The organism is Streptomyces sp. NPDC001393, assembly GCF_053597455.1.
The window spans coordinates 21,617-40,975 of the sequence record NZ_JBSFIH010000027.1 but is presented as its reverse complement, the minus strand read 5'-3'; the positions used below and the strand labels follow the sequence as shown (position 1 = coordinate 40,975).

The window sequence follows — 19,359 nt, the reverse complement described above, 5'->3', positions numbered from 1 at the left end:
CCACGACGGCCACCGCACAGACGGGGGACCTGCGATACCGCCCGGTGAGACAGCAGCACGCGGCAGCACCACGCACGCCCCGGCAAGGATTCGATGCCACTCCCGGACCAGTGGAGCCCCAGCCTGCGCGTTCGTACGGCTCAGCGAGCGGTCCTGTCCCGGGCATGACCGAACCTGCCGACATCGAGGCCATGCCCGTGGCGACGGGCCTGAGCGCCGGTCGGCGTGCGGCACAGCGCGATGAGCGCGGCGTCGTCGCCGAGGCTTCCCCCGACGTGGTCGAGGAGATCGCGGCGGATGTGGTGGAGCAGCTTCTCGGGGCTGCTGCCGGCCCACCGGGTGGCTCGTTCGGCGAGCGGGTAGAAGGCACCGTCGGCATCGCGGGCCTCGATGACCCCGTCGGTGTAGAGCAGGAGGGTGTCGCCGGGCTCGAAGGAGAACACGTCGACCGTGTAGTCGTCCCTGGCCGCCGGCCCGTGGATCCCCAGCGGGGGCGCCGGGTGCACCGGGACCGCGACGGCGCTGCCGTGGCTGAGGAGCAGCGGCGGGGGATGGCCGCAGCTCAGTATCCGGGTGACGTGACCCTCGTCGGGGATCTCCATGAGCATCAGGGTGGCGAACCGCTCGCCCCTCTCCTCCTCGGACTCCAGCGTGGGCAGGTTGCGGGCCACGCTCTCCTCCAGGGCGAAGGCCAGCGCGGGCAGCACGGTGTGGTGGTGGGCGGCCTCGCGGAACGCCCCGATGATCAGTGCGGCCTCCCCGATGGCGGAGAGGCCCTTCCCGCGCACGTCGCCGATCATGACCCGTACGCCGCTGTCGGTGGGGGTCGCGGCGTACAGGTCGCCGCCGATCTGGGCCTCCGCCTCGGCGGCCAGATACAGACAGGCGACCTTCATCGGGCCGATCTGCTCCGGCAGCGGCCACAGCAGGACGTGCTGCGCCGCCTCGGCGATCATGCGTACCTGCGCCAGCTGGTGTCGCCGGCGCTCGCGCATCACGCAGTAGAACACGGTCAGGGCCGACAGGACGGCCAGGGCGAGGATCTGGACGAGTACGTTACGGCTGAACAGCACGCCGAAGTGCCAGCCGATGTACGCCTGCGCGCCCACGGCCAGGAGCCCGATCAGCCCCGTCAGCCAGGGGCCGGCGAACGAGGCGGTGATCGCGGGGGCGATGACCAGCAGCGGGCCGAGATGGATGTCGGCCGGGACGAGTTGGTCCACCGCCGTGATCACCAGGATGAGCACGATCGGGATCAGCAGCAGCGCATGGCTCGACCGCCACGGCTGCCGCGGACCGGCAAGGGGTCGCCGGGCATCCACATCTTCCACACTGCACCCGCCACGCCACGCTGACGACCGCACGGGCCCCGGCCGCCCTCGTCGCTCAGCCGGGCCCGGCGCAGACGAGGCGCGGTGCTGCTGCCGTCGGACACCTGGCAGGGACGCTTCCTCCAGTCCCCAGGTGGTGAGCGAGCGAGCAGGCTGTTCTCGGGGAGGGTGAGCTGTTCACCATGATGAGCACGTTCGGGACCACCGTCTACGTCACCCTGCCCGAGCTGTACGTCGAGCTCTTCCTCCCCGCCGACGAGGCGGCCGAGACGGCTCTGCGCCGCCACGCCGGGCCCGGCTGACACCCATGGGCTCAGCCGGCGGTGGCGTGGGCCGGGGGCGCCGCGTCGGCGGGGCACCGCTCGGTGGCGGGCGACGCGTCGTCCGAGGGCGCGGACTCCGGTCGGGCGTCCCCGGACTCCAGGCGGAACATGGCCTCCTCGTCCGGGGTGCCGGAGGCCGCCTGGTAGACCACCAACCGCTGGCCGCCCGTCCGGGCGAGACGCATGACCTCATACGTCAGGGTCATCGGACCGACCTTCGGATGGCGGAAGGTCTTCTGCCCGCCGCCGCGCTCACAGACGTCGTACCGCTCCCAGAGGCACGCGAACTCCGGTGACTTCAGGACGAGTTCGCCGACGAGCGCGGTCAGCTCGGGGTCGTCCGGGTCGGCCCCGGCGACTGCTCGCAGATGGGCCACCGAGAGGGCGACGGTCTCCGCCCACGGCTCGTAGAGTGTCCGGCCGACCGGGTGGAGGAAGAGGTAGCGGGTCAGGTTGCGCCGCTCCTCGGGCCAGTCCCAGAGCCCGGGCAGCAGCCGCCGGCCGGGCGGGTTCGCGGCCAGTACGCGGTTGTAGCGGCTCACCACATAGGCGGGCAGCGGGCGCACCGCCTCCAGAGTGCGCAGAACCGAGTCCCGGACGGTGTTGTCCGAACAGGCGGACAGCTCCGAGACCCGGCCCGAGGCCAGCTCCGCGAGCTCGTGCAGGCGTTCGTACGCATCGCCGCGCAGCCGCAGGGCGCGGCCGAGGGCGTCCACGACGGCCGGGGACGGGTTGGTCTCCCGACCGCGCTCCAGGCGGATGTAGTAGTCGACGCTCACCCCCGCCAGTGCGGCCAGCTCCTCCCGGCGCAGTCCGGGAGTGCGGCGCACGCCCGCGCCCGTCGGGAGCCCGACGTCCTCCGGGCGCACCTGAGCCCTGCGGGCCTTCAGGTACCTGCCCAGTTCGGTGCCCCGCGCGTCCGCTGCTGCTGTCATCCGACCATTGTGGCAGGTGGGGCGGGGAGCATGGGGGGCCGTGTCAGGGCCTGGAACGCCGCACCCCGGGCAGCACTCGGTCTGCCGGACGGCCGTGCGCGGGCGCAGAGTTGACCCGGAGCGGGCGGCCCGGCCGCCGGGGCCCAGGGGGTGCACGACACCGGACCGCGGCCCCGTCGGACCGTGCCGCCCGCCCCTCCTGAGCTGACGATTCGTCAATCATCCATCGCAAGTGAGGAATTCAAGATGCCGCGCACTCCTTCCCGGTCCACCGCCCTCGCTCACGGGCACACCCCCGGGTCATCCGCACACACGCTCCGGCGACGACAGCCGGACCGGGCCCGACCAGCCGCACCGCCCACCGCTGCCCCCGCCATGCCACCCACGGCCGCCCCCGCCACCCCTGCCGCGCCGCGGCGCAACGGCCTCGCGCTGGTCGCTTCGCTGCTCGGGTTCACCGTGATCACCATCGACGTCTCGGCCGTGAACATCGCGCTGCCCGCGATCCGGAACTCCCTCGACGGCGGGATGGCCGGGCTGCAGTGGGTCGTGGACGCGTACACGCTGATGTTCGCGGCCCTGATGCTCTCCGCAGGTGCCCTCGCCGACCGCGCCGGCGCCCGCCGCGCCTACGCCTGGGGCGTCGCCCTGTTCACCCTCGCCTCCCTCGGCTGCGCGCTCGCGCCCGGCATCGGCGTGCTTATCGCCACGCGCGTGGCGCAGGGCGGCGCCGCCGCGGTCGTGATGCCGGCCTCGCTGGCGCTGGTCCGGCAGGCGTACGAGGACGCCCGGGCCCGCGCCCGCGCCATCGCGCTGTGGACGGTCGGCGGCTCGGTGGCGATGGCCGCGGGCCCGGTGCTGGGCGGGCTGCTCACCGACTGGGCCGGCTGGCGGGCCGTCTTCCTGCTCAACCTGCCGGTGGGCGCGGTGATCCTGGGCGCGCTGCTCCGGGTGCCGCGCTCCCCGCGCCGGCCCGCCGCCCTGGACGGCGGGGGCCAGCTCACCGCCGTACTGGCCCTGGCCGGGCTGGCCTTCGCGGTGATCGAGGGCGGCCACCGGGGCTGGACCAGCGGCCCGGTACTGGCCGCCGCCGCGCTCGCCGTCGCCTCCGGTTACGCCTTCTGCGTAGTAGAGGCCAGGCACCGCCAACCCATGGTTCCCCTGGCCATGGTGAGGGACCGCGAGGTGGCCGTCCCGCTCGCGGTCGGTTTCGCCGTCAACGCCGCCTTCTACGGCGGGATCTTCCTCCTCGGGCTGTACTACCAGCAGTTGCGCGGGATGTCGGGGATCGTGGCCGGGCTGATGTTCGTGCCGATGTCGGCGGTGGTGACGGCGACCAACCTGGTCTCGCCACGGCTGGCGGAGCGCATCGGGCGGCGTCCGGTGATCGTCGCCGGGCAGCTGGTCTTCATCGCGGCGATGCTGGCCATGCTGCCGCTGGCCGCGCACACTCCCGTGTGGCTGGTGCTGGTCCTGCTGCTGCCGCTGGGCATCGGCGGGGCGCTCGTGGTGCCCGCGCTGACCGCGCTGCTGATGGACGCCGTCCCCCGGGAGCGCGCCGGGACCGCGTCGGGGCTGCTCAACTCCTTCCGCCAGACCGGCGGTGCGCTTGCCGTCGCCCTCTTCGGCAGCCTGCTCTCCGGCCCCGGCGGCGGCTTCTCCCTCCCGGGCATGCGCACCGGCCTTCTCGCCGTCGCCGCTCTCCTCCTCGCCACCGCGGCCCTCTCCCGCCTCCTCCTGCGCCGCGGCTGATCCCCGCCGACTCCACAGGCCCCGCAACTGCCTCCGCACCACGCGCGCTAGGAGCACAGGGCGGAGCCGGCCGCATCGCCTGGCCGACTGGGCCGGACACCCGACGCGAGCGCGCTGCCGGGCCTGCGACCTGTGACACCGCCGGGCTCCCGTGCGCTGTAGGGGGTGGACCGGACCCGGGACCCAGGGGTCCCTGCCACCCCGTACGGCGGTGGCCCGGCCCCCGCAGCCGAACGGCCACCAGCCCGTGAGGCCCGGGTCTGCGGAAGCAAGAACGTCGTGATGATCGAGGTGTGTGTGCAGGCGCTGCTGGCGGACCGCTATCAGTTGCAGGAACGGCTGGGGCGCGGCGCGATGGGGGAGGTGTGGCGGGCCGCCGACCGGCTCCTCGGGCGTCCCGTCGCGGTCAAGCTGCTGTGTGCCGAGGACGCCGCGGACGCCGAACGCTTCCGCCTGGAGGCGCAGACCGCAGGCCGGCTCAACCACCCCAACGTCGTGGGCATGTACGACTTCGGCTCCCACCACGGCCGGCTCTACCTGGTCATGGAGCTCGTCGAGGGCTGGAGTCTCGCCCAGGACCGGTCCCTGCGCGGTGTCCTCACCCCGCTGGACGCGGCGGCCGTCGTCGCCCAGGTGGCCGCCGGTCTGGCCGCGGCGCATCGCCAGGGAGTGGTCCACCGGGATGTGAAACCCGCCAACGTGATGCTGACCGGCGACCGTACGGCGAAGATCGCCGACTTCGGGATCGCACGCTTCGCCGACGAGGCGGCCGGCTCCCTGACCGCCACCGGCAAGATCCTCGGCACCGCCGACTACCTCGCCCCCGAACGCGCCCTCGGCCGCCCGGCCCAACCCGCCTCCGACGTCTACTCCCTCGGCTGCGTGCTGTACGAACTGCTCACCGGCAGGCCCCCGTTCCGCGGTGCGACCTCGCTGGCCGTGGTGCAGCAGCATGTCGACGCCGTCCCACCGCCGCCGGTCCGACTGCGCCCCGGGATACCGCAGCCACTGTCCGACTACGTGCTGCGTCTGCTCGCCAAGGATCCGGCCCACCGGCCCACGGCCCAGCAGGCGGCCGACTGGCTCGCCGCATGCCACCGGAGCCCGCTCCCGACCCAGCCGGCCGGCGGCCCGGCCCCCCTGCCTGCCCGACCCGTCGCTCACGCTCCCGGCCCTCAGACCCGTGCATCCCGGGATGCGGCGCACTCCCGTCCGCGGGGCCGCCGCAGACTGGCCACCCGAGCCACGCTCGGCGGCATCGGCCTGGCCCTCTTCACCGCCGCTGCAGCCCTGGGCGCGTCGATCGATTCCGGCACCCCCACCCCCTCGTCGCCGTCTTCCCCCGCTCCGGCAACGCTCACCTCCCCACTCGCACCCCGGACACCGTCCCCGACCGTCACGGCGCCGCCTGCGCGCGAACGTGGCGACGACCGGGGCCATGAGCGCAAGGCCGAACGGAAGGCCGGGAAAGTCAACAGACGGCACTCCCACAACTGAACAGAGTGTTTCGCCGGCGGGGCACAGGCACCCGGCCTCCACCCTGACGGCGTATCGGAAAATGACGTGCCCCCGCCCGCCTCCCTCTCGTACCGTCATCCCGTACCGAGCACCGCCACGACCGATACGGCGGTGCCCGCCGTCCGACACAGAGGGGAGCCCGGCCGTGCGCGCACGCACCGCTGTCGTCGCTCCCCGTTCCCGGTACGAGGTGATCCTCGTGTCCTGGTCCGGCCGGTGCCCGCTGCGCGGCCGGCACCGGACGCCCGTGACGCCCCGCTGATTCCGGACGCACGGGTAATCGCGCTGCCCTCTTCCGATCCTCGAGATCCTCAGAAAGGCCCTGGGCCGTGCGCACGAACACCACCACCCTCGCCGCGATCCGCAACCTCGGCATCCTCGCCCATGTCGACGCGGGCAAGACCACCGTCACCGAGCGGATCCTCTACGCGACGGGCACCACCCACAAGCGGGGCGAGGTGCACGACGGCACCACCGTCACCGACTTCGACCCGCAGGAGCGCGACCGCGGCATCACCATCTTCGCCGCCGCCGTCAGCTGCGCCTGGGACGGGCACCGCATCAACCTCATCGACACCCCCGGCCACGTCGACTTCGCCGACGAGGTCGAGCGCTCCCTGCGCGTCCTGGACGGCGCGGTCGCCGTGTTCGACGCCGTCGCCGGGGTCGAGCCGCAGAGCGAGTCGGTGTGGCGGCAGGCGGACCGGCACGGCGTGCCGAGAATCGCCTTCGTCAACAAGATGGACCGGGCGGGCGCCGACCTGGACCGGGCCGTCGAGTCCATCCGGCAGCGACTGCACCCGGTCCCGCTCGTGGTCCAGCTCCCCATCGGCGCCGAGGACGGGTTCACGGGTGTGGTGGACCTCGTCCGGATGCGCTCGCTGGTCTGGGCCGACGGCACGGGTACGGCTGTGGCGGGGCCCGTGCCCGAGTCGCTGAGCGAGGAGGCGGTACGGCGGCGGAGGGCGCTGGAGGAGACCGTGGCGGAGCTGCACCCGGCCGCACTGGAGGAGTTCTGCGACCGGGAGACCCTCTCCGCCGCCACCCTCGCCGCCACCCTGCGCGACCTCACTCGCACCGGGGACGGTGTGGTCGTGCTGTGCGGCTCCGCCTACCGCAACCGGGGCATCGAACCGCTGCTCGACGCGGTCGTGGCCTATCTGCCCTCGCCGCTGGACGTCCCCGCGGTACGCGGCGTCCACGAGGGGGCGGAGGAGCGACGCAACGCCGACCCCGAAGTGCCGTTCTGCGGGCTGGTGTTCAAGGTGAACGCGAGCGCCACCGGGCGGCTGGCCTATGTGCGCGTGTACTCGGGCACCATCGAGAAGGGAGACACCGTGTGGGACCCGGGCAGCGGTCGCACCGAGCGCGTGGCGCGCATCCTGCGGGTCATGGCGGACCGGCATGCCCAGCTGGAGCGGGCGGTCGCCGGTGACATCGTCGCGCTGTCCGGTGTGAAGTCGGCGCGGGCCGGCTCCACGCTGTGCGACCCCGGCGCCCCGCTGCTCCTGGAACGGCCGGTGGCCGCCGAGCCCGTGGTGTCCGTCGCGGTCGAGGCCCGGCGCGCCACGGACACCGGCCGGCTGGCGACGGCACTGGTACGGCTGGCCGAGGAGGATCCCTCGCTGGTGGTGCGCACCGACGCCGAGACGGGGCAGACCGTGCTGTCCGGCATGGGCGAGCTCCACCTGGAGGTCGCGGTGGAGAAGATCCGCCGTGACGGGGGACCGGAGGTCTCCGTGGGCCGGCCGCGGGTCGCCTACCGCGAGACGGTCGTCGAGGGAGTGACGGGGTTCGTGTTCCGGCACGTCAAACAGGACGGCGGAGCCGGCCAGTTCGCCCATGTCGTGCTCGATGTGGAGCCGCTCGGCCCCGAAGTCGGCGCGACCGGATTCGAGTTCCGTTCCGCGGTGGTCGGTGGGGTGGTGCCACAGGAGTACGTGCGTGCGGTGGAGGCCGGTTGCCGGGACGCGCTCGCGGAGGGCCCGCTGGGCGGGCACCCGGTGACGGGTCTCCGCGTCACGCTCACCGGCGGCTCCACCCATGTGAAGGACTCCTCCGACACGGCCTTCCGCACCGCCGGCCGGCTCGGGCTCCGCGCGGCCCTGCGCGCCTGCGCTACGGCCCTGCTGGAACCGGTCGCCGAGGTCACGGTGACCGCGCCGGAGGACGCCGTCGGCTCGGTCCTCGGTGACCTGGCGGCCCGGCGTGGCCGGGTCGGCGGCTCCGAGCCCCGTGGCGGCGCGGCCGTACTGACGGCGACCGTGCCACTGGCCGAGCTCTTCGGCTACGCCACCCGGTTGCGCAGCCGGACCCAGGGCCGCGGCACCTTCACGACCCGCCCCGCCGGCTACGCCCCGGCACCGCGACCGGCTGCGGTCCGGTAGCGGGGCGGGGCCCGCACCACCCGCCGACCCGGCGGGTGGTTCGGGCCCCGCGCCGGGGGCCCGAACCCGGTCTTTCCGCGCCTTTCCCGCCCGTTCGGCCGTTCGTCGGCGCCGGCTCTCTTGACGAGCGTTTCTCCCGAGGTTTAACTCACGTCCTAAATTAAGCCATGAGGGGCTTAGGGAGCCGAACAGACCCGCACGGGTCCGCACGGTGTCGGCTCCCGTGAGCAGCCTCGGGGTTCTCGACTCCCGGAAAGGGACACCAGGAGCCATGCGCAGCATCCGAGCCGCGGCCACAGGCGCCGTCACCCTCTCTCTCGTCCTCGCGGCCACGGCCTGCGGAGGCGGCTCGTCCAGCGGCGGAGGGTCCGACGACTCGCCGAAGACGCTGACGTACTGGGCCTCCAACCAGGGCGCCAGCATCGCCGTCGACAAGCAGGTCCTCCAGCCCGAACTCGACAAGTTCCAGAAGCAGACCGGGATCAAGGTGAAGCTGGAGGTCGTGCCCTGGTCCGACCTGCTCAACCGCATCCTCACCGCGACCACCTCGGGTCAGGGCCCGGACGTGCTGAACATCGGCAACACCTGGAGCGCCTCGCTGCAGGCGACGGGAGCGCTACTGCCCTGGGACGCCAAGAAGTTCGCCGCGATCGGCGGCAAGGACCGGTTCGTCGACTCCGCGCTCGGCTCGACCGGCGCGGCGGGCAAGGACCCGGCCGCGGTGCCGCTGTACTCGATGGCGTACGCCCTCTACTACAACAAGAAGATCTTCGCCGACGCCGGGATAGGGCAACCACCGGCCACCTGGGCCGAGTTGATCGCCGACGGCAAGAAGATACAGGCCAAGGGCAAGTCCGCGCTCGGCGCCGAGGGCTCCAACCTCGCGGAGAACATCCACCACGTCTTCGTCTTCGCCAAGCAGCGCGGCGCCGACTTCTTCACCGGCGACGGCAAGCCCGACTTCACCGACCCCAAGGTGGTAAAGGCGGTGAGGAGTTACGTCGACCTGATGGCGACGGACAAGGTCATCCCGACCGGCGACGCCGAGTACGCGCAGAACCAGTCCGTCAGCGACTTCGCCAAGGGCAGGCAGGCGATGCTGCTGTGGCAGTCCGCCGCCGCCAACCTCAAGTCCCAGGGCATGAGCGAGGACGCCTACGGCATCGCGCCCGTACCGGTGCTCTCCGGCACCCCCGGCACCGGCACCCAGGTCAACTCGATGGTCGCCGGCATCAACCTCGCCGTCTTCAAGAACACCCACAACCTCGACGGCGCCACGAAGTTCGTGAAGTTCATGACCTCCGACGAGGAACAGAAGATCCTCAACACGGCCTACAGCTCCATCCCGCCGGTCAAGTCCGCGCAGGCGGACGCCGCGTTCAGCGGCCCGGCCACCGCCGTGCTGAAGAACACCCTCGCCACCAGCACGGCCGCCCTGCCGCAGGTCGCGTCCGAGTCGCAGTTCGAGACGGCGGTCGGTACGGCCGTCAAGGACCTGTTCGCCGACGCCGCCGCCGGGCGCTCGGTGACCACCGACTCGGTCAGGGCCGCGCTGCAGAAGGCCCAGCAGCAGATGCCGGCGGCGTGAGCGGGACCATGACGACGACCACCGCCTTCAAGGAGCCGGTGCGGCACACCACCCCCGGTACGGCGGCGCGCGGACCGCGCCGCCGTACCGGGCGGCTGCGCCGCGTCTCCCTGCCGTATCTGCTGCTCCTGCCCGCCCTGCTGCTCGAACTCCTCGTCCACCTGGTGCCGATGGTCATCGGCATCGTGATGAGCTTCAAGGAGCTCACCCAGTTCTACATCCGCGACTGGAGCACCGCCCCCTGGTCCGGCCTCGGCAACTACAAGGTGTCGGTGAACTTCGACGCGCCCGTCGGTGAGGCCCTGCTGCACTCCTTCTTCGTCACCGTCGGCTTCACCCTGCTGTCGGTCGGCCTGTGCTGGCTGATCGGCACCGCCGCCGCGGTCTTCATGCAGGACACCTTCCGAGGCCGCGGCCTGCTCCGGGCGCTGTTCCTGGTGCCGTACGCGCTGCCGGTGTACGCCGCCGTCATCACCTGGGTGTTCATGTTCCAGCACGACAACGGCCTGGTGAACCACGTCCTGCACGACCAGCTGCACCTCACCGGCAAGCCGTCCTTCTGGCTCATCGGCGACAACAGCTTCTACGCCCTGCTCACCGTGTCGGTGTGGAAGGGCTGGCCGTTCGCCTTCCTCATCGTGACGGCCGGACTGCAGAACATCCCCCGGGAGCTGTACGAGGCCGCCGCGCTGGACCGCGCCGGGATGTGGCAGCAGATCCGCCGCATCACCCTGCCGTCGCTGCGCCCGGTCAACCAGGTCCTGGTGCTGGTCCTCTTCCTGTGGACGTTCAACGACTTCAACACCCCGTATGTGCTGTTCGGCAGGTCCGCCCCCGAGGCCGCCGACCTCATCTCGGTCCACATCTACCAGGCGTCCTTCGTCACCTGGAACTTCGGCACCGGTTCCGCCATGTCCGTCCTGCTGCTGCTCTTCCTGCTCGTCGTGACGGGCGGGTACCTGCTGTTCACCTCGCGCGGACGGAGGGCTTCCGCCGATGTCTAGCCCGCCCCTCGCCTCACCGACGCGCAACTCGCCCATGGCGCCCCCGCGTTCCTTCATCTGGTCCCGGCGGATCTTCCTCACCCTGCTCACCGGATTCGTGCTGGTCCCGGTGTACGTGATGGTCTCCAGCTCGCTGAAACCGCTCGCGGACGTCACCGGCAGGTTCCGCTGGCTGCCGAGCGGCCTGACCATCCGGCCATACATCGACATCTGGTCCACGGTTCCGCTCGCGAAGTACTTCATGAACTCGCTGATCGTGGCGGGCGCGGCGACGATCTGCTCGGTCGTCATCGCCGTGTTCGCGGCGTATGCCGTCAGCCGCTACGACTTCCGCGGCAAGCGGGTCTTCACGGTGACGGTCCTGTCGACGCAGATGTTCCCGGGCATCCTCTTCCTCCTCCCGCTGTTCCTGATCTACGTCAACATCGGCAACGCCACCGGCATCGCCCTGTTCGGCTCCCGCGGCGGCCTGATCCTGACCTACCTCACCTTCTCCCTGCCCTTCTCCATCTGGATGCTGATCGGGTACTTCGACTCGGTGCCGCGCGACCTGGACGAGGCGGCGCTGGTCGACGGCTGCGGTCCGCTCGGCGCGCTGCTCAGGATCGTCGTGCCGGCCGCGATCCCCGGCATCGTCGCGGTTGCCGTCTACGCCTTCATGACCGCCTGGGGCGAGGTGCTCTTCGCGTCCGTCATGACCGACGACACCACCCGCACCCTCGCCGTCGGCCTCCAGGGCTACTCCACCCTCAACGACGTCTACTGGAACCAGATCATGGCCGCCTCGCTGGTCGTCAGCGTGCCCGTGGTCGCCGGGTTCCTCCTCCTGCAGCGCTATCTCGTCGCCGGTCTGACGGCAGGCGCCGTCAAGTGACCCGAGTGACCAACACCCCGTATTCCGAAGGGACTTCCGTGTCCGAACGTATCGACCTCGCCGCACTCCCGCACGACTTCCTGTGGGGCACGGCCACCGCGGCGTACCAGATCGAGGGGGCCGTCGCCGAGGACGGCCGTGCGCCCTCGATCTGGGACACCTTCTCGCACACCCTGGGGAAGATCGCGAACGGCGACACCGGCGACGTCGCCTGCGACCACTACCACCGCTGGCGCGAGGACATCGGCCTGATGCGGCAACTCGGGGTCAACGCCTACCGGTTGTCGGTGGCCTGGCCTCGCGTGCTGCCGGGTGGCACCGGCCCGGTCAACCCCAAGGGCCTCGCGTTCTACGACGAGTTGGTGGACGCCCTGCTGGAGGCGGGCATCACCCCGTCCGTCACCCTCTACCACTGGGACCTGCCGCAGGTCCTCCAGGACCGCGGCGGCTGGCCCGAGCGGGACACCGCCTTCGCGCTCGCCGAGTACGCCTCGGCCGTCGCCGCCCGCCTCGGCGACCGCGTGAAGCTCTGGACGACCCTCAACGAGCCGAGCTGCTCGGCCTGGATCGGCCACCTGGAGGGCACGATGGCCCCCGGCTGGACGGACCTCACCGCAGCCGTCCGCGCCTCCGTCCACCTGCTGCTGGGCCACGGCCTCGCCACCCAGGCGATCGGCGCCGCCGCGCCCGGCGCCCAGGTCGGCATAGTCAACAACCTCTCCACCGTGCACGCGGCCACCGACCGCCCCGAGGACATCGCGGCCGCCCGCCGCCACGACGGCCATGTCAACCGCTGGTGGCTCGACCCGGTGCACGGCCGCGGCTTCCCGGCCGACATGACCGAGACCTACGGCGTCGAACTCCCGCTGCGCGACGGCGATCTGGAGACGATCGCCACACCCTTGGACTGGCTCGGCCTGAACTACTACTTCCCCGCGTACGTCGCCGACGCCCCCGACGGCCCGGCGCCTTACGCCCGTGCGGTCCGCCGCGAGGGCGTCCCGCGCACCGGCATGGACTGGGAGATCGACGCGAGCGGCATCGAGAGCCTGCTGCTCCGCCTCACCGACGACTACGGCGCCCGGAAGATCTACGTCACCGAGAACGGCTCCGCCTTCCCCGACGTGGTCCGCCCCGACGGCAGCGTGGACGACCCCGAACGCCAGGACTACCTGGAGCGCCACCTCGCCGCCTGCGCCTCGGCCGCGAGCAAGGGCGCCCCGCTCGCCGGCTATTTCGCCTGGTCCCTGCTGGACAACTTCGAGTGGGCCTACGGCTACGACAAGCGCTTCGGCCTGGTCCACGTCGACTACCGCACCCAGGTGCGCACGATCAAGGGCAGCGGCCACCGGTACGCCGACCTCGTCCGCACCCACCGCGGCCAGACCCGCCGGGCCGCCTGAGCCGGGGCGGGCGGGCTGGCCGGTGGACACGGGAAGGGGAGCCCTTGCCCACCGGCTCGCACATTCGGGATTGGGCGGGTGCGTGACGACGGCGCCCTCACGTTCCGAGGCTCGGTAGCGTGTGCGCCAGGAGCGAGGAGAGGGGTCGGCGCGATGACGGACGGCTTGGGGTGGATCGGCGAGCACTGGTACAGCGGTGCGATCGTCAAGGACGGGATGCTCTCGGACATCTGCCTCACGGCGGTGCGGGGCGTGGACCCGGTGGACTTCGTGGTCCGCCTTGGCGCGGACCGCCGCATGGCAGAACGGCCCGCACTGTTCAAGGACTTCGACAGGCTGAGCGTGGACCCGGGCGACAGTGTGGCGATGTTCGGCCGCAGCGGCGAGTGGGCGTACGTCCTGGAGGCCGAGCGGTCCACCTGGCACCTCATCGTCCTCGACCGGCTGGGCCAGGACACCCTGGTGGGCCAGGGGGAGGAACTCGTCTGCCTGGATCGCTTTCTGCACGAGTCCCCGTGGGTGTACTACGGCGACGCAGCCGGCGAAATGAGGTCCATCGAGCCCGGCGAGAGCCTGCTGGAGACCGCGTCCCCGCTCACGGACCGGCTCGGGGCGTTCGCCGCACTGGATGCGGCCATGCGCCGGGCCGGGGCGGTGCGGGAGACCTTCCCCGGCTGCGAGGACCCCGAGGACGAGGACGAGGAGTTGGCGAGGCGGCTGTTCGGCGCGGTCGGCGAACATCTCGGGCTGTCGCTGCCGCGTCGGGAGATCGAGCAGGGTCTGCTGCCCGCGGTGCACCTGCCCTCGCCCCTGTGAACCGGTAGCAGCGGAGCCGCCGCGCCCTCTCCGACACCGGCCGGGACGCTGCGGCAGTGGCCTTCTTCGCGGGCTCGGCGGCCGGCCGCGTCGACGGTGCGGCATTCGGATTCGTGTGGCGAACGAAGCCGCCGCCGTCGGCCGCGGTCGCGGTCGCGGTCGCCACGCTGGACCCCAGGAGCAGCAGCGCCGCGGTGCCGACGGCTAACCGGTGAAGGATGAGCTTAAACAGCCTGGAGCGGCGCCGGCTGCGATCCAGAAGGTTCTCCCAGCCGACTCGTCCCGCCCCCGGTCCTTCCCCTTCGCCGCGGCCATCCGCTCGTCGGGGCTGGGGCTGAGTGCTCACGGCTGGGGGCTGAACAGGGTGGAGACGCAGTCACCGGACGCCCGGACGGTCTGGCCGGCGGAGGTCGAGTTCCGCCCAGACCGTCTTGCCGGCGGGCGGGTACGGTTGCGTGCCCCAGCGGTCGGCGAGGGTGGTGACGAGGAGGAGGCCGCGGCCCGACTCGGCCTCCACCTCCGGCCGGACTGCCGTGGTAGGTGCGGGGAGTTGGTTGCCGCGTGCGTCGCTGACCGCGATGCGCAGCATTCCGGCGGCGGCGTCGAGGGTGAGGGCGAGGCGGAAGTCCGGCCCTGCACCCTGGCGTGCAGGGCCGCGTTGGCGGCGAACTCGGCGACGATCTGCTCGGCGCGTTCGATGACGGTGGGTGACACCTCCCAGGCGCGGAGCTGTTCGGTGGCGAGCAGCCGGGCCAGGCGGGCGCCTCTGCGGGTGGACGACAGCAACTGGGAGAACGTGTGCAGAGCCGCCGGAAGTTGGGGCACGGTGGTCTTCATGGGGCCACCGTGACGGGCGCGCGGGGGCGTGAGCCAGGGGTGCGGCCCGTACGGTGCGTCAGCGTACGGGCACAATCGGTGGACGGTACGGGGATCATGCCGTCACGCTGGGTGCTGTCGAGCGCGGGGACGCAGCACGGTACGCACGCACCTGGAGGTGGCCGCGGATGACGGTTGGCGCGAGTGAGGTCGAGGACGTCGCGGTCTGCGAGGCGGAGAGGGAGCCGGACCCCTCCGACAGTCTGCGGACCTTCGGGGCGGTCGTCCAGGCCCTGCGCGAGCATGCGGGGCTCAGCAGGGCGGAGTTCGCGGAGCTGGTCCGGTTCTCCAAACACACGGTGGAGTCCGTGGAGTTGGGGAGGCGGATGCCGGACGAGTCCTTCGTGGAGCGGGCGGAGGAGGCGCTGGGCAACACCGGGGCGCTGAGGAGGGCGGCGAAGTTCCTGACGCGGGGGGAGGCGGGGCTGGCGGCTTGGTTCCGGCGGTGGGCGAGGCTGGAGCGGGTCGCGGTGAGTCTGTGTACGTATGAGTGCCGGTTGGTGCCGGGGCTTTTGCAGTCGGCCGCGTACGCGAGGGCGGTGTTCGAGGGGACCGTGCCCGTGGCGCCGGACGACCAGCTAGAGGACTTCATGGCCAGGAGGATGGAGCGGCAGCGGATGCTGTTCGAGCGGCCGACGACTCCATTCAGCTTCATCGTGGAGGAGCACGTGTTCCGGCGGCGGTTCGGGGACGCAGAGCAGATGCGGGAGCTGTTTGATCACGTACTGGAGATGAGCGAACCGCGCAACGTGATGCTCCAGATCGTCCCGCTGGAGTCTGGGTTGCACGCCTGTCTGGATGGGCCGCTCCAGCTGTTGGAGACTCATAAAGGTCAGCGACTCGCCTACTCCGAGGGGCAGCAGAACGGCCGCCTGATCGCCGACCCGAAAGAGGTGAGCCTGTTGCGACAGCGCTATGACACACTGCGCTCGCAGGCCCTGAACACCAAGGACTCGCGGGGTCTGTTGGAGCGACTCCGAGGAGAACTATGAGCACGACGGAACTCGCCTGGTTCAAGTCCAGCTACAGCGGCAGTCAGGGGGACAGCTGCATCGAGGTCGCCGTCACCGAGCAGGCCGTGCACGTGCGCGACTCCAAGGACGTCACGCGCTCCGACTTCGCCGTCGGCCGGGACGGCTGGGCGCGGTTCGTGCGATACGCGGCCGCGCGCCCAGAGCGATGTGAATGAACCGGGCACCGCCTGCCCACGTATCACCCAGCCGTGGGAGGATTCCTCACCATGAGTGCGTCCCCGGCGGTGAGAGGCCTGCGCGCCGTGGTGTTCGCCGCGGTGTGCGTGCTGCTCGCCGCCGCCGGGCACGGGCTCGCCATGGGTGACATGCCGCCGCTGTGGGCCGACGCGGCCGGGTTCCTCGGCGTGTTCGCGCTCGGCTGGGTCCTCGGCGGCCGGGAACGCTCGCTGCCCGGCATCGGCGCGGCCATGCTGCTCACTCAGGCCGTACTCCACCTGGGCTTCGACGCCGCCCACGCCGGACGTACCGGGTCCGCAGCCGCGCTCATGCCGGCCATGCCGGGCCACACCATGGCCTCCATGGACGCGCATGTGCACCGCCTGGCCGGGACCCATGCTCACCTCACCGTGCACGCCACCGCCGCCCACCTGCTCGCCGCGCTGGCCGCCTCCTGGTGGCTGCGGCGGGGCGAGGCCGCGCTGTGGTCGTTGCTGCGCCGGGCCGCCACGCTCGTCCCTCGCCTCGTCGCCTGGTGGCGTGACACCGCGCTGCCCGTGCCCGCCGGTCGCGCCCCGCGCGTCCCGGGCGTCCTCGCACCACCCCGCCCGGCCCTGCTGAGGCACGCGGTCAGCAGACGCGGACCCCCGGCCCCGATCCCGTACTCGCTCTGACACCCCTCACACGTCACTCGTACGGAGATCGAAATAGTCATGTCTATGCCACGCATCACCCGGCGCCGCGCCGGCACGGTCACCGCCCTCGCCGCCACCACGGTCCTGCTCGCCGCCGGTGCCGCCTCCGCGCACGTCACCGTCCACCCCGAGAGCTACGCCAAGGGAGCCACCGACGGGGTGCTGACCTTCCGCGTCCCCAACGAGGAGGACAGCGCCTCCACCACCAAGGTGCAGGTCTTCCTGCCCACCGACCACCCCGTCCTCGGCGTGCTCGTCCACCCGCAGGACGGCTGGACCGCCAAGGTCACCACCACCAAGCTCAGGACACCGGTCAAGACCGACGACGGCACCATCACCGAGGCCGCCTCCGAGATCACCTTCACTGGTGGGAAGATCGGGGCCGGGCAGTACGAGGACTTCAACGTCGCCTTCGGGCAGCTTCCCGACGACACGGGTCAGTTGGTGTTCAAGACCCTGCAGACCTACACCGACGGCAAGGTCGTGCGGTGGATCGAGGAGCCAACCGGCGGCGGCGAGCCCGAGAACCCCGCCCCGGTGCTGAAGCTGACGGCCGGTGACGCGAGCGGCGCACCTGCGTCCGCCAAGACCGCCACCGCCGCCACCAGCGCCAAGGCCGCCGACGCGAGCGACTCCACCGCCCGCGGGCTCGGCATCGCCGGGCTGGTCGTCGGCGTCCTCGGCCTCGCGGCCGCCGGGTTCGCGATCGTCCGGAGCCGGGGCGCACGGTCGTAACCCCCACGAGACGGTGAAGGCTCGGACCGGCAACCCGGTCCGGGCCTTTTCGCTGCCGTCGGCATGCGCTCAACGCGTGGCCAGCTCCAGCACCTTCCCCCCGGCCGCCGCCTCCACCGAGATGCGGGAGGTGCGCCACAGCCAGCGCACGTCCCGGCCGAAGGACCACAGCAGTGAACCCAGGGCGACGAGTACGACCGCCAGGTTCGCCAGGTGGGGGAGGAGCTCGGCACCGGCCAGGAGCAGGGCTATGCCCTGGATCGCGGCGACGGTCTTGCGGGCGAAGGACGGCGGGAGCGGGGCGTTCAGCCAGGGGGCCACGCGGGCCGCGGCGACGAACGCGTAGCGCATGCCGCCGATCAGGAGCACCCACGGGCCCAGCTGCGTGGACACGTACACGCTCAGTACCAGGATCAGGAACGCGTCGACCTCCATGTCGAAGCGCGCGCCGAGCGCGGTCGACGTGCCGGTGCGGCGGGCCACCTTGCCGTCGACGCCGTCCAGGAGCAGGGCGACGGCCGTCAGACCGACCAGCAGGGTCACCGGCGGCGCGCTCTCGAAGGAGTCCGCGACCAGCGCCGTGACCCCGCCCACCAGGGTCGCCCGGCCGAGCGTGACGCGGTTGGCGGGGCCGAAGGAACGCAGGCAGGAGCGGTGCAGGGCCCGGGCCAGGACCGCCCAGGTGGCGAGCGCGAACGCCAGGCCCGTCAGCCAGCCGGCCGGCCCCATGCCTATCGCCGTTCCGAGCAGGGCCAGCAGCAGGAGCTGTATGCCCGCTCCCACCGCCGTCTCCTGCTGGGGCCTGGCGTCATACGTGTTGTTCAGGGCCACCGCACACCCTCCGGCCGAGTGACAGAGTCGATCAACGCCGCGTACTGTGCGCGGCCTGTGCACTTCTCGGTACGTGAACAACTTCCCTACTGTTCAGGAGGATGCCGATGAACCGCTCGGCCCGCGCGTTCTGGCTGCGCTCACCGGGCCACGGCGAGCTGCGCGACCTCACCCTCGCGGAGCCCGCCGAGGACGAGGTCGTGGTGCGCGCCCTGTACTCCGGGGTGAGCCGTGGCACGGAGACCCTCGTGTTCCGCGGCGGCGTGCCCGAGAGCCAACACGCCGTGATGCGGGCGCCGTTCCAGGAGGGCGACTTCCCGGGTCCGGTGAAGTACGGCTACCTCAGCGTCGGTGAGGTGGAGGAGGGCCCGGCCGAGCTCGTCGGGCGCACCGTTTTCTGCCTGTACCCGCATCAGACCCGTTACGCCGTTCCGGTGAACGCCGTGACCGTCGTACCGGAGAAGGTGCCCGCCGCGCGGGCCGTGCTCGCGGGGACCGTGGAGACCGCCGTGAACGCCCTGTGGGACGCGGCGCCGCTGATCGGCGACCGGATCGCGGTGGTCGGCGGCGGCATGGTCGGCTGCTCGGTGGCCGCCCTGCTGGCCCGTTTCCCCGGCGTCCGGCTGCAGCTCGTCGACGCCGACCCGGCCCGCGCCGGCACCGCCGAGGCGCTCGGCGTGGACTTCGCAACGCCCGACGGCGCCCTCGGCGACTGCGACCTCGTCGTGCACGCCAGCGCCACCGAGGCCGGCCTCACCCGCGCCCTGCAACTCCTCGCCCCAGAGGGTACGGTGGTGGAACTGAGCTGGTACGGCGACCGGCGCGTCGCCCTGCCGCTCGGCGAGGCCTTCCACTCCCGGCGGCTCACCGTGCGCAGCAGCCAGGTCGGCACCGTCTCCCCGGCGGCCCGACCGGGCCGGGACTACGCCGACCGGATGGCGCTCGCCCTCGACCTGCTCGCCGACCCGGCCCTGGACGCGCTCATCACCGGGGAGAGCACGTTCGAACAACTCCCGGACGTCATGCCGAAGCTCGCCTCGGGTGAGATCCCGGCCCTGTGCCACCGGATCCGGTACGCCGAGACGGGCCTGACCTGAGAAA

General features: G+C 72.0%; 17 protein-coding genes and 1 pseudogene. 14 read left to right on the top strand and 4 right to left on the bottom strand.

The genetic code is table 11. From position 1 onward, the window contains the following. Positions 1-140 precede the first annotated feature (140 nt). Complete coding sequence (locus ACWC2T_RS26350; protein WP_450672828.1) at positions 141-1,322, bottom strand: PP2C family protein-serine/threonine phosphatase; 1,182 nt, start codon at positions 1,320-1,322, stop codon at positions 141-143. A 322-nt stretch (positions 1,323-1,644) separates the two neighbouring features. Further along, positions 1,645-2,589 carry a helix-turn-helix domain-containing protein gene (locus ACWC2T_RS26345; RefSeq protein ID WP_450672827.1) on the bottom strand — a complete coding sequence of 315 codons (945 nt, stop codon included), beginning with the start codon at positions 2,587-2,589 and terminating at the stop codon, positions 1,645-1,647. 375 nt (positions 2,590-2,964) lie between these two features. Between ACWC2T_RS26345 and ACWC2T_RS26340 the strand changes: the two genes are divergently transcribed. From ACWC2T_RS26340 to ACWC2T_RS26300, 9 genes are all read left to right on the top strand, one after another. Then, entirely contained in the window at positions 2,965-4,341 is a 1,377-nt protein-coding gene (locus ACWC2T_RS26340) for an MFS transporter (RefSeq protein WP_450672826.1), read from the top strand. A gap of 282 nt (positions 4,342-4,623) precedes the next feature. Beyond that, the gene (locus ACWC2T_RS26335) at positions 4,624-5,838 is read left to right on the top strand and encodes a serine/threonine-protein kinase (RefSeq protein WP_450672825.1); all 1,215 of its coding nucleotides are present in this window, start codon (positions 4,624-4,626) and stop codon (positions 5,836-5,838) included. Positions 5,839-6,188: 350 nt separating this feature from the next. Then, positions 6,189-8,246 (top strand): elongation factor G, encoded by a 2,058-nt coding sequence (gene fusA, locus ACWC2T_RS26330; RefSeq protein ID WP_450672824.1) that lies wholly within the window; start codon positions 6,189-6,191, stop codon positions 8,244-8,246. 271 nt (positions 8,247-8,517) lie between these two features. Next, positions 8,518-9,834, top strand: coding sequence for an ABC transporter substrate-binding protein (locus ACWC2T_RS26325; RefSeq protein ID WP_450672823.1), 1,317 nt, complete (start codon positions 8,518-8,520; stop codon positions 9,832-9,834). A gap of 8 nt (positions 9,835-9,842) precedes the next feature. Then, positions 9,843-10,838 (top strand): carbohydrate ABC transporter permease, encoded by a 996-nt coding sequence (locus ACWC2T_RS26320; protein ID WP_450672822.1) that lies wholly within the window; start codon positions 9,843-9,845, stop codon positions 10,836-10,838. 34 nt (positions 10,839-10,872) lie between these two features. Beyond that, positions 10,873-11,712, top strand: coding sequence for a carbohydrate ABC transporter permease (locus ACWC2T_RS26315; protein WP_450672886.1), 840 nt, complete (start codon positions 10,873-10,875; stop codon positions 11,710-11,712). A gap of 38 nt (positions 11,713-11,750) precedes the next feature. Next, the gene (locus tag ACWC2T_RS26310; RefSeq protein ID WP_450672821.1) at positions 11,751-13,115 is read left to right on the top strand and encodes a GH1 family beta-glucosidase; all 1,365 of its coding nucleotides are present in this window, start codon (positions 11,751-11,753) and stop codon (positions 13,113-13,115) included. A 153-nt stretch (positions 13,116-13,268) separates the two neighbouring features. Beyond that, entirely contained in the window at positions 13,269-13,931 is a 663-nt protein-coding gene (locus ACWC2T_RS26305; protein WP_450672820.1) for a hypothetical protein, read from the top strand. A gap of 56 nt (positions 13,932-13,987) precedes the next feature. Further along, positions 13,988-14,146 (top strand): hypothetical protein, encoded by a 159-nt coding sequence (locus ACWC2T_RS26300; protein WP_450672819.1) that lies wholly within the window; start codon positions 13,988-13,990, stop codon positions 14,144-14,146. A gap of 161 nt (positions 14,147-14,307) precedes the next feature. On the opposite strand, the pseudogene ACWC2T_RS26295 reads toward ACWC2T_RS26300, so the two are convergent. Next, a pseudogene (locus ACWC2T_RS26295) lies at positions 14,308-14,768 on the bottom strand (ATP-binding protein). Between the two features lie 167 nt (positions 14,769-14,935). Between ACWC2T_RS26295 and ACWC2T_RS26290 the strand changes: the two are divergent. From ACWC2T_RS26290 to ACWC2T_RS26275, 4 genes are read left to right on the top strand one after another with little or no spacing between them, the layout of a single operon-like run. Beyond that, positions 14,936-15,799: a helix-turn-helix domain-containing protein gene (locus ACWC2T_RS26290; protein WP_450672818.1), complete on the top strand. Its 864-nt coding sequence runs from the start codon at positions 14,936-14,938 to the stop codon at positions 15,797-15,799. Then, the gene (locus ACWC2T_RS26285) at positions 15,796-15,996 is read left to right on the top strand and encodes a DUF397 domain-containing protein (RefSeq protein ID WP_450672817.1); all 201 of its coding nucleotides are present in this window, start codon (positions 15,796-15,798) and stop codon (positions 15,994-15,996) included. The genes ACWC2T_RS26290 and ACWC2T_RS26285 overlap by 4 nt, the downstream gene beginning before the upstream one ends. A 51-nt stretch (positions 15,997-16,047) precedes the next feature. After that, the gene (locus ACWC2T_RS26280; RefSeq protein WP_450672816.1) at positions 16,048-16,671 is read left to right on the top strand and encodes a hypothetical protein; all 624 of its coding nucleotides are present in this window, start codon (positions 16,048-16,050) and stop codon (positions 16,669-16,671) included. A 39-nt stretch (positions 16,672-16,710) separates the two neighbouring features. Further along, positions 16,711-17,427: a YcnI family copper-binding membrane protein gene (locus ACWC2T_RS26275; protein WP_450672815.1), complete on the top strand. Its 717-nt coding sequence runs from the start codon at positions 16,711-16,713 to the stop codon at positions 17,425-17,427. Between the two features lie 69 nt (positions 17,428-17,496). Here ACWC2T_RS26275 and ACWC2T_RS26270 read toward each other — a convergent pair whose 3' ends face one another. Beyond that, the gene (locus tag ACWC2T_RS26270; RefSeq protein ID WP_450672814.1) at positions 17,497-18,258 is read right to left on the bottom strand and encodes a CDP-alcohol phosphatidyltransferase family protein; all 762 of its coding nucleotides are present in this window, start codon (positions 18,256-18,258) and stop codon (positions 17,497-17,499) included. Positions 18,259-18,365: 107 nt separating this feature from the next. On the opposite strand from ACWC2T_RS26270, the gene ACWC2T_RS26265 reads away from it, so the two are divergent. Next, the gene (locus ACWC2T_RS26265) at positions 18,366-19,355 is read left to right on the top strand and encodes a zinc-dependent alcohol dehydrogenase (protein WP_450672813.1); all 990 of its coding nucleotides are present in this window, start codon (positions 18,366-18,368) and stop codon (positions 19,353-19,355) included. Positions 19,356-19,359: the final 4 nt, after the last annotated feature.

What these genes read in the sequence shown, in the direction of transcription:
- ACWC2T_RS26275 (WP_450672815.1), top strand. Translation starts at nt 16,711, where the DNA reads ATGTCTATGCCACGCATCACCCGGCGCCGCGCCGGCACGGTCACCGCC.
- ACWC2T_RS26325 (WP_450672823.1), top strand. Translation starts at nt 8,518, where the DNA reads ATGCGCAGCATCCGAGCCGCGGCCACAGGCGCCGTCACCCTCTCTCTC.
- ACWC2T_RS26285 (WP_450672817.1), top strand. Translation starts at nt 15,796, where the DNA reads ATGAGCACGACGGAACTCGCCTGGTTCAAGTCCAGCTACAGCGGCAGT.
- ACWC2T_RS26280 (WP_450672816.1), top strand. Translation starts at nt 16,048, where the DNA reads ATGAGTGCGTCCCCGGCGGTGAGAGGCCTGCGCGCCGTGGTGTTCGCC.
- ACWC2T_RS26290 (WP_450672818.1), top strand. Translation starts at nt 14,936, where the DNA reads ATGACGGTTGGCGCGAGTGAGGTCGAGGACGTCGCGGTCTGCGAGGCG.
- ACWC2T_RS26305 (WP_450672820.1), top strand. Translation starts at nt 13,269, where the DNA reads ATGACGGACGGCTTGGGGTGGATCGGCGAGCACTGGTACAGCGGTGCG.
- ACWC2T_RS26335 (WP_450672825.1), top strand. Translation starts at nt 4,624, where the DNA reads ATGATCGAGGTGTGTGTGCAGGCGCTGCTGGCGGACCGCTATCAGTTG.
- ACWC2T_RS26320 (WP_450672822.1), top strand. Translation starts at nt 9,843, where the DNA reads ATGACGACGACCACCGCCTTCAAGGAGCCGGTGCGGCACACCACCCCC.
- ACWC2T_RS26315 (WP_450672886.1), top strand. Translation starts at nt 10,873, where the DNA reads ATGGCGCCCCCGCGTTCCTTCATCTGGTCCCGGCGGATCTTCCTCACC.
- ACWC2T_RS26340 (WP_450672826.1), top strand. Translation starts at nt 2,965, where the DNA reads ATGCCACCCACGGCCGCCCCCGCCACCCCTGCCGCGCCGCGGCGCAAC.
- ACWC2T_RS26345 (WP_450672827.1), bottom strand. Translation starts at nt 2,589, where the DNA reads ATGACAGCAGCAGCGGACGCGCGGGGCACCGAACTGGGCAGGTACCTG.
- ACWC2T_RS26265 (WP_450672813.1), top strand. Translation starts at nt 18,366, where the DNA reads ATGAACCGCTCGGCCCGCGCGTTCTGGCTGCGCTCACCGGGCCACGGC.